Annotated in this window: 13 protein-coding genes; 5 read left to right on the plus strand and 8 right to left on the minus strand. The window is 59.5% G+C overall.

All coding sequences use genetic code 11. The features are described 5' to 3' along the window. The 5 genes from PA598K_RS04310 to PA598K_RS04330 all read right to left on the minus strand — a co-directional run. The coding region (locus PA598K_RS04310) for a spore germination protein GerPE (protein WP_128655952.1) at positions 1 to 319 on the minus strand (319 nt) is incomplete at its 3' end. Beyond that, positions 316 to 513, minus strand: coding sequence for a spore gernimation protein GerPD (locus PA598K_RS04315; RefSeq protein WP_128655695.1), 198 nt, complete (start codon positions 511 to 513; stop codon positions 316 to 318). The genes PA598K_RS04310 and PA598K_RS04315, both read right to left, overlap by 4 nt. Beyond that, entirely contained in the window at positions 510 to 1,172 is a 663-nt protein-coding gene (gene gerPC / locus PA598K_RS04320; protein WP_128655696.1) for a spore germination protein GerPC, read from the minus strand. Before gerPC ends, PA598K_RS04315 begins: the two co-directional genes overlap by 4 nt. A 15-nt stretch (positions 1,173 to 1,187) precedes the next feature. Beyond that, a complete protein-coding gene (locus PA598K_RS04325) occupies positions 1,188 to 1,391 on the minus strand; it encodes a spore germination protein GerPB (RefSeq protein ID WP_128655697.1) in 204 nt (67 codons plus the stop codon). Then, positions 1,388 to 1,615 carry a spore germination protein gene (locus tag PA598K_RS04330; protein WP_128655699.1) on the minus strand — a complete coding sequence of 76 codons (228 nt, stop codon included), beginning with the start codon at positions 1,613 to 1,615 and terminating at the stop codon, positions 1,388 to 1,390. The genes PA598K_RS04325 and PA598K_RS04330 overlap by 4 nt, the downstream gene beginning before the upstream one ends. A gap of 120 nt (positions 1,616 to 1,735) precedes the next feature. Here PA598K_RS04330 and PA598K_RS04335 point away from each other — a divergent pair, with 120 nt between their 5' ends. The 4 genes from PA598K_RS04335 to PA598K_RS04350 all read left to right on the plus strand — a co-directional run bounded on the left by PA598K_RS04335 (position 1,736) and on the right by PA598K_RS04350 (position 5,079). Next, positions 1,736 to 2,236, plus strand: coding sequence for an Hsp20/alpha crystallin family protein (locus tag PA598K_RS04335; protein WP_128655701.1), 501 nt, complete (start codon positions 1,736 to 1,738; stop codon positions 2,234 to 2,236). Between the two features lie 89 nt (positions 2,237 to 2,325). Next, positions 2,326 to 2,535 carry a hypothetical protein gene (locus PA598K_RS04340; RefSeq protein WP_260405262.1) on the plus strand — a complete coding sequence of 70 codons (210 nt, stop codon included), beginning with the start codon at positions 2,326 to 2,328 and terminating at the stop codon, positions 2,533 to 2,535. 136 nt (positions 2,536 to 2,671) lie between these two features. Beyond that, a complete protein-coding gene (locus PA598K_RS04345) occupies positions 2,672 to 2,896 on the plus strand; it encodes a hypothetical protein (protein ID WP_128655704.1) in 225 nt (74 codons plus the stop codon). Positions 2,897 to 3,138: 242 nt separating this feature from the next. Next, positions 3,139 to 5,079, plus strand: coding sequence for a stalk domain-containing protein (locus PA598K_RS04350; protein ID WP_128655706.1), 1,941 nt, complete (start codon positions 3,139 to 3,141; stop codon positions 5,077 to 5,079). 112 nt (positions 5,080 to 5,191) lie between these two features. On the opposite strand, the gene PA598K_RS04355 is transcribed toward PA598K_RS04350, so the two are convergent. The 3 genes from PA598K_RS04355 to PA598K_RS04365 are packed head-to-tail and all read right to left on the minus strand — an operon-like array spanning position 5,192 to position 8,327. Then, positions 5,192 to 6,301, minus strand: a complete 1,110-nt coding sequence (locus PA598K_RS04355; protein ID WP_128655707.1) for a Gfo/Idh/MocA family protein — start codon at positions 6,299 to 6,301, stop codon at positions 5,192 to 5,194. 11 nt (positions 6,302 to 6,312) lie between these two features. After that, on the minus strand, positions 6,313 to 7,302 hold the full coding sequence (locus PA598K_RS04360) for an AraC family transcriptional regulator (protein ID WP_128655709.1): 990 nt from the start codon (positions 7,300 to 7,302) through the stop codon (positions 6,313 to 6,315). A gap of 35 nt (positions 7,303 to 7,337) precedes the next feature. Then, positions 7,338 to 8,327: a Gfo/Idh/MocA family protein gene (locus PA598K_RS04365; protein ID WP_128655710.1), complete on the minus strand. Its 990-nt coding sequence runs from the start codon at positions 8,325 to 8,327 to the stop codon at positions 7,338 to 7,340. A 168-nt stretch (positions 8,328 to 8,495) separates the two neighbouring features. Here PA598K_RS04365 and PA598K_RS04370 point away from each other — a divergent pair, with 168 nt between their 5' ends. Continuing rightward, entirely contained in the window at positions 8,496 to 8,918 is a 423-nt protein-coding gene (locus PA598K_RS04370) for a Fur family transcriptional regulator (protein WP_128655712.1), read from the plus strand. Positions 8,919 to 8,988 lie beyond the last annotated feature (70 nt).

Here is an 8,988-nt window from a genome sequence, read left to right on the forward strand (position 1 = left end):
AGGAGGAGCCGACCCCGATGATCGATACGCTGCCGACGCGGATGTCGGGGCAGAGCTGCCGCTTGGTCAAGGTCATGCCGGGAGCGGGGCAGCCGCAGACCGGCGGCGCAGGGGGAGCGGGGAAGGGCCGCCAGAAGACCGGGTAGGAAGCGAACGCCGCCTCGCCTGCGGTCAGATGATCCTCCTGGCGCTGTACGGCGATCGCCCGCAATCTCGGCGTATAGCGCTCGTGGTCGCCGAGCTGGACGATCCCGGAGAGCGAGACGTTGACGATCGAGAGGCTGCCCAGATGCGCGGTCCGGCCGCACCCGGGCATCATGGTTGCTCGGCCGACGCCGAGGGCGGCGGCAGCGGCGCGAGCTGTCCGACGATGACCGACTCCGGCGGCGTATCGAACATCGAATAGAGCACGACCTGGTCGGTATCGCCGATCTGCAGCATCGACGACGCCGAGACGCCGAGCAGCGAGATGCTGCCGACTGACAATTGATGGTTCGTCACATGAAGGTTCATGAGGTTGGCTCCTCTCCGAGCAGGCGGTCCAGGTACATCCGCATCGCCTCCTCGATATCGTTGACGGTGCGCGTGATCGCAGCATCGTCGGCCTGGGGCGCCGCGCCGCCCTCCCGATGCGCCGTCTCCCGGTAGTAGGCCAGTCTCGGCATCGCCTGACGACCGAGATCCTCGAGGATGAGACGGCTATGATGATGATCGAGCGGCAGCTGGCGTTGCTCGGCGATCCGCTCGAGGACTTGCGGCGCCTCATGCCTCATATAGTGCTCGAGGCGTTGCCAGAGCGGATCATTGGCCGCAGACGTCGTATCGACGGCGCCAGGCTGCGGCTGCGAGCCGGGAGCTGTCGATCCCGGCTGAGCGACGATTGGCGGCTTGGGATAAGCAGGCGTCACGGTGAACTGATCCATCTGGCCCTGCGATTCGGCGCCGGGCGGCATCATGCCGATATGGAGCGTGCCGTCGAGCCGCTCGACCTTCAGTTGATCGAAGTGGTATTCCAGCTTTTCGATCGTATAGGCCGGCTTGTCGCCAAGCGTATCCAACCTGGCCCTCAGCTCGCATACTTGACGCTCCAGTTCGGCGACCTTTTGCGTCTGAGTCTGCAACTGCTGCTGCGTCTGCATCGCCCAATCCGGCCACGAAAAAGGCTGCTGCATGCGATCACTCCTTCGCTAGTTGGGACTGGGGAAAGGGACGAGCGGAAGCGGGTTCTCCTCGCCGAGCTGCGGCGCCGGACCAGTGAATTGCCCGCTATTGAACAATTTGGCCTGGGATTGGACGGAGCCGGCGGTGCCGATCTGGAGCACAGAGGAATTCGAGACGCTGTCCACGCGTAATTGATGAATCGTAATATGCTGATAGACGGTCAGGTTCATATCGCATTCACTTGGTTTGTGGCGTTGTCTTGAACGTCAGGATCCAGCGTGTTGGTGGCGCTCACGCCGTTGTTGGCATTGCTCAGTCCGCCTGTGAGGAACGAGCCCGAGCCGGCATAAGACTTCGAGTTGCTGATGGGCGAGAGCTGCAGCGCGTCACCGAATTGGATTACCGCACTAGAGCCGACGCTGACGATGTTGACGAATCCGACGACCGATGGCATTGGTCACCCCTCCTGTTGGATGCTTTTGCTCCATCCTATGCGGCATTCGCCCAGATGTTCCTCGTCTTGCCCAGGCGAGGCTTCGTCCGACAGGGACATTCGCCCGGTGGGCGGCATAGGATGGAAGGAGCGGATGTACAGACGGAGGTGAACAGCTTGGCGGATGGTTACTCCAGAGAGGACTCGACCTTCGATTGGGAGCAGATGAAGCGCTGGATGGGGCAGGGAGGGACGCCGCAGCCGGATCAGGTGCTGTCCCAGTCAGATTGGGTCCAACGGTACGTAGGCAAGCTGCTGGGCGCATCGCTCGCAGGCTTGCAGCCCAACCTGCCTGGCGGCGGCGAGCCGGAGCTGTTCGAGACGCATCGCTTCATTATCGCCAAGCTCAAAATCCCCGCCGGGGTCCGGGACGACCAGCTGCGCTTGCTCGTCCGTCCCGATCGGATCAAGCTGATGACGGGCGGCGGACGCGAGGATCGGATCGTCCGGTTGCCTTGTCTCGTCGTACCGTCGACGTGCCGGGCGCTGCTCGCCGCCGGTATTTTGCAGGTCAAGCTAAGAAAACGACGCTCGGGCGATCAGTATGAGGAAGCGGTCATCCGCAAAAGTCCGGACGAGTGAAAATTGTCACTAATTTGTCCAAGGTGCCGGCTGGCTTTGCATGAGTGTATCCCTTATAATGCAAGGTATATACTAGAATTGTCGAGGGAGTGCGTACCTTGTCATTAGTTAATGTTAGCGATGTATCTGCGGGGTTGTTCGTACTTGGCGCTGTAGGCATCTTGCTGATCTTCAGTCTGCTCAGCCTGGGCATCCTGCGCATGTTTGAGACGCGCTATCGGGCCGGCTGGTTTTATTTTGGCTCGACTGCGGTCAGCGCTGTCGTTTTCTTCGTGCTGCTCAACATGTGGTATTTATAACGAGCTGACGATAAGGACAGGGCTGTCGGCCAAGACCGCTTGCGGACGCTTGGCAGGCAGCCCTTCTTGAGGCTCCGATCCGGATTTACGCCGGCGGCAGCTTCGCATGCACGGCCGAACAGGAGGTGGCTACGCCTTGGACTTGGGACAAGCCTGGTTTATTATTAATATTTTTTTTGTCGCAGCCTTGATTACGTCGTTGTTTATGCAACGCGCGTACATGGAGGGTCATTACAAGCAGCTTCCCCAGGAAGCGCTGCTGCGGCTCAAGCGCCGACGCGACCTGCTTCGAATCGCCGCCATTGTCTTGTTTGTCCTGATGGCCGGCACATTCCTGGCTGATATGCGAGTGAACGGTTAAGCGAGCGCGGCTTGCGCCAGCTCGGCTGATTTTAACACGGCTTGCACAGCTTATTGCTGACGTCCTCGCCTGTTTGCGGGCGGAGGGCGTTTTTGGCATGTCGGAGAGACCGGGTCAGCCGCATGACTTGAAATGTGACGATATCATGACGTTTGGCGGCGCTGACGCAACTTTTGCAGCGCAGTCAGCGTCCACAGTAGCGTGATTCAATCAGCCAGATCGGCATCAAAAGGAGTTCATGCATGAAATATATCAAGGTATTGCTAATCCTCTGTCTGCTGCTGCCGCTGGTGGCGGCGCCGGGACATACACAAGCGTCAACCCAACGCTCCGAACAATTGGTCCTGACCAAAAACAGCCCGGTGCTGCGCCACAACGGCTCGCCAGTACAAGCCGTGCAGCCGGTTACTTTCCGCAATGGTTCTTCTTATGGGCCCTTCAAAACGATGGCCCAAATCTATGGCTTCCAGGTATCCTACAATGCCTCGACCAAGGAATCGATCGCAGTCAAAGGCAATACGGAAATCCGCTTCAAAGCGGGACAATCGAACATTCGCGTCAACGGTCAAGTCGTGCGCTCCTCGGGGACGGTGTACATTCAGGAAGGCTTCCTGATGGTGCCGCTTCGCACATGGGCCGAATTGACCGGCAGTACGATCCAGTTCACGCCAACTGTCATGACGTTCCGCTGGAGCAATGCGCTTCAGGCAACCTTCGAGCTGTTGCCAAAGACAATCTTCGCGGGGCAGACGCGAGTGTCTGTCCGCGACCTGGCCAACGGTCGATACATCGACGAGTACTGGACCGGGCTTCAGGAGTATTATAACGAGCCGGGCACCTACACGGTTACCCGGATCGTGCTCGGCGAGGATGGCAACTGGAGCGAACCGTATTCGGTGACGATCCGCGTACAGATGCCGAATCAGCCGCCGGTGGCCGACTTTACGACAGACAAGTCATCGTATCGGATCGGCGAGCGAATCCAGTACATCGATCGCAGCAGTGATGACGAAAATGCGATCGTCCGCCGTTCCTGGTCAGGCAACGGGGAGGTGTTCTTCCAGGCGGGCACGAAATATGTGACGCTTGAAGTCGAGGATCAGCACGGTCTGACCGACCGGATCACCAAGGAGATCACCGTCACCTCCGAGGTGCTGTACACGTACGACGAGTACCACCGCCAGTTCACGCCGGTCGGCGACAAGTATGCGATGGACGGTACGGCTTCGCTCGCTTATCGGGCGGTGCCGTATGAGGTGCAATCGCTGCCGGCCCAGATGGTGCGGAGCAACTCGCCGGAGACCTTGCTTGGCGAAGGGATCGCTTACGACGATCAGCTGACGGGACAGACGCGCTTTTTGTTTCATCATCTGAACGGAAGCCAGAAAAATCTCAAGCTCGTCCTGATCGCAACCAATACGAACAGCACGGTGACCCAGGTTGGCTTCGGCGCCTTTGCGATGGGCGGACCCGATCAATACGTGGCCAACACAGGCAAGCGGTCGGTCGAGCGCTATCTCAATGAGCTGACGCGCAAGCCGCAAACCAAATGGACCCGGCTCGGACCGGGCGAGTCCAAAATTGTGTTGCCTGACCTGCATCGCTTGCCGATGAAGCCCAATCAGGTGCTGAGCGCGTATGCCGACGTTATCACCGACACGAATGTCCGCTTTCGAATCGCTGTCGTCGAAGAGGGACGCGACCCCATCGCTGCGCTCGATTCGCTCAAGCTGCTGCCACGCGACAACAAGCATGTGCGGGGCACCTTCAACGCGGCGGACCGGAGAATCGACGTCCGGGAGCGACTGGGCGGCGAGCCGCAGCGGATCGTCCTGGGCGACCGGACGATGGACAGCTACATCTATGGCATCGACAATCTGACGGGGCTGCTGGAGCTGAATACCGGCAACTTTGGCGTCCTCTACCGTATGCAGGTGAGGGTGGCTCCCAATACGGTGATCGCGCTCAACGCGCGCGGCGGCCAGTATACCGGGGCTTTCACCGTCAACGGCACGACGGTGCCCGTAACCCGCACCAACATTCTATGGAACCAGCATGAGTCGGTCGTGCTGTATCGCACCGGTAGCCGGGATGAGCTCGTCGACTTCGTCTTCACGCTCGCCTCCGGCAGCAATCTGCCGATCCATATGCTCTTCCTGCCGATGCCAGGCATCCGCTTGTAGGCGCGCGGCGCGTGAGCAAAAGCAAACAAAAGCACAAAAGCAAACAAAAGCCCTCCCCGGGGCGCTCGTTCTTCGAGTCTCCGGGGAGGGCTATTTTTATCTAATCGATCTACTAGACTCTCGCAGCGAAGACCGTGTCCGGCAGCTTCAGCTCGATCTCGCGCTTCTGCTCGGAGGAGCGGATGATGCCGTCGATGATCGCCTGCTGGATCAGGATCTGGTCGCCCGGGATCGGGGCAGGACGGCCCTCGCGGATCGCCTCGACGAAGTCGCGGACCTTCTCGAGGAACAGGTCCTTGTCATGGGAGATGACCGGGATCGGCGTATGCGTCTGCAAGCCCATCACGTCGTGATACATCGTAATGTCGCCGACGCGGCCGTCCCAGACGCCGGACCAGTTGCCTGTGCCGAACGGATTGATCTTCAGCCCGGCGTCGGTGCCGAGGAACATCGTCGAGCCAAGCGTGTCCATGTGCATCGCCCAAGAGATCTTGAACTGCAGGACGAGATCGCCTTCGAAGCGGATCATCGCCGCTCCGAAGTCCTCGACCTCGAACCTCGCCGCCTCGGGATGGTAGAGCGGGTTGGTGCCGAAGTGGTTGGACGTGTAAGCCGATACGGTCAACGGACGCGGGTAGCCAAGCGCATGGAGCGCCATGTCGAGCGAGTAGCAGCCGATATCGGCCATTGCGCCGGCACCCGCCAGATCCTTGCGGATGAAGGTGCCGCCCGGCATGCCGCGCCGACGGCCGCCGCCTGTCTCGACATAATAGACCTTGCCGAGCTTGCCGGACTGGACGATGTCGCGCACGAGCGTCATATTAGGATCGTAGCGCGGCTGGAAGCCGATCGTGAGCATGCCGGACGAATCGTGAGCGGCCTCCGTCATCTCGATGGCCTCCTCCAGCGTCACGGACATCGGCTTCTCCAGCAGCACATGCTTGTTGGCCCGCAACGCGTCGACGGTCAGCTGATGATGCGAGATATTGGGCGTGCAGATGCTGACGCCGTCCAGATCAAGCGTCAGCAGATCCCGATGACTCTGGAAGGCGCGAGCCTCATGCAGCAGCTCCAGCGCCAGGAATTCCTCGGCTTTGCCGGGCACGATATCCGCGACGCCGACGATCTCGACGCCAGGGATCTGCTTGTACGCGCGGGCATGGGCATGCGCGATGCCGCCGGTACCGATGATGCCGATGCGGATGTTAGCGAGTTGACTCATGTCGCTTCACCTTACCTTTTCATAATCTCGGCTGATCCGGCAAGAGCTGCAGCTTGGCTGTCGGTCGTCTGTCGACGCTTTTGCTGCTTGTACTGCTTCGGAGTCATGCCGATTTTTTTCTTGAACACATAATAAAGATAGTTGCTGCCGGAGAATCCATGATCGAGAGCGATCTGCTCGATCGGCAGCGTGTCCTCGAGCAGGGCGGCACAGACACGGCTGAGCCGGTAGTTCTCGAGGTAGACGCTGAAGGTGCAATCATGCTGCTCCTGAAAGATGCGCTGCAGCTGTCTGACGCTGATATGAAGCCGCTCCGCCACCTCTTGCAGCGTGATTGCGCTGGCGTAGTTGTCCTGGATGTATTGGACGGCGAGCTGGAAGCGATGCTTGTTCAGATTGCGCGAAGGCAAGGCAAACGGCGCCTCCGTCGGTCCGGTAATCCGGGCGGTGCGCATCATGATCTGGATGATCGCCTGCTTGATCGAGCTATAAAAGCCGGGACGGCCCTCGACCCAGGCGCGATACGCATGCAGGAACCAAGGCATCGCCTGGTGCTGGTCGATAAAGGTGCGCAGCGGGAACTGCTGCAGCGCCTGGACGCACTGCTCGGCCTCCTGGCGCTCCCATAGCTCGCCCCAGTCATCCTCCGTCGTTGCTTCATCCAGCGGGATAATATCGACATGCAGGCAGAGCTCATACATCGGGTCCTGCTCGTCGGCCTGCTGCTCGTGGAGGACGCCGGGCCCGGTCAGGTAGAACATGCCCTCGCGCAGCTCGAACGGCTCCTCGCCGATCCGGACGACGCCGTTGCCGCGCGGGATGAAGTGAAACTCGAACTCCGAATGCTTGTGGTAACGGATAATCTTGCCTGGGGGGAATGAGGTCAGATGGCAGCGCAATACCCGGAATCCATAGCTGCCCCAACGGAAGCGGAGCTCCAGCCGGTCGAGCGCATCCATCTTGTCCTCCATCAGCTGATACGGAAAAGGCTTGCTGGCCATCGCGTTCATGCCCCCCAGATTCGAATTCGTGTCGATTAGTTCAGCTCGTCCAGGCGGATGTTCCGTCCCTGCGCCGCCGACAGGTTGGCAGCCTCCATCAGGCTGGTCAGGTCGGTGGCGAGCTGGATATTCTCGTCGGCTGTCGTGCCGTTATTGACATGCTCGACCCATTGGTCGAATGCCGAGATGCGCGGCTGCGGCAGCTCGATGGCTTCCCAGCCGTCGCTCTCGCGGCGATTGCTGCGCAAGAGCAGCTTGCTCTCCGGCGTGCCGTAGAGGATCGTGCCCTCGGTGCCGTGCAGCTCCATCGTGAATGGCGAGTGGCTGTTGACGAAGCCGGCTTCGACGATGCCGACAGCGCCGTTAGCGTACTTCAACGTCGCTACGGCATTGTCCTCGACTTCCTTGCCGCTGACGTAGCCGAATTGAGCGCTTACAGCCTCCGGCAATCCGAGGAATAGACGGGTCAGGTACATCGGATGGCAGCCAAGGTCGATCAGGGCGCCGCCGCCGCACTCCGCCAGGCTGAAGAAATGCTCGGGCAGCCAGCCAGCCAATGCGCCGTTATGCGACAGACGGACGCGCACCAGCGTCAGCTCGCCAAGCAGGCCTTCCTGCACCAGCTCCTGCGCTGCCAGCGTGTACGGATCATTGAGGCGCGGCAGCGAGACGGTCAGCTTGACGCCGGCTTCGTCGATGGCGGCGAGGATCTCGCGCACCTCGCGTTGCGTCGGCGCGATGACTTTCTCAGTGAAGATATGCTTGCCGGCGCGGGCAGCCTTGATCATCACTTCATGGTGCATCGAGGTTGGCGTATCGACGACGACGCCCTGGATCGAGCTGTCGGCGAGCAAGGCATCGAGATCCTCAACGAACGGTACGCCGAGCTTTTCTGCCGCTTCGCGTCCGCGAGCGGGCTGCTCATCCCATACGGCAGCGACTTCGGTGCCCGGATGCGCTTGCACCTGTTTTGTATAATCCCAGGCATGGACATGCCAATAGCTTAACATTGCAACTCTAATCATTGTAATCTCTCCTTATTTAAACTATGATTTGACGACATGTCAATAACGTAACATAAGGGAATATGAAGATATAATAGGAATAGGCGACAAAGATACTATAAAATCACGCCGGATTGACGGGGGTTCGTTTTTGGGGCATTATGGAGGTATGAGAACGGAGGTATAGAAGTGCTGACTGCAGATGAGATTATCCAGAAGATGTCCGGACAAGGCTTGCGCGTCACCGATCAGCGCAAAACACTTGCCCGTCTGTTCGCCGACACGTCAGGCTACCTGGCTCCCAAGGACGTCTACGATTATTTGGGACAATACTACTCGGGACTCAGCTTCGATACCGTGTATCGCAATCTTCGGGTGATGGAGGAGCTGGGTGTGCTCGAGCAGGTGATGTTCGAGGAAGGCGTGAAGTTCAAGCTGCATTGCCATGAGCATCATCACCATCATCATATGATCTGTTTGCAATGCGGCAAGACGTATCCGATTACGTTCTGTCCGATGGATATGACCGAGGCGCCGGATCAGTTTCAGGTTATCAAGCACAAGTTCGAGGTGTTCGGGTACTGCAAGGATTGTCCGCAGGAGGAAGCTTAGCAATAGCCAGCGAGAGGAGGCCCGCCGATGCGGCAGGGGCTGAAGCTGCCTGTGTTGTTCTACCGCAAGG

This window comes from Paenibacillus sp. 598K, assembly GCF_003851045.1.
GTDB lineage: Bacteria > Bacillota > Bacilli > Paenibacillales > Paenibacillaceae > Paenibacillus_D.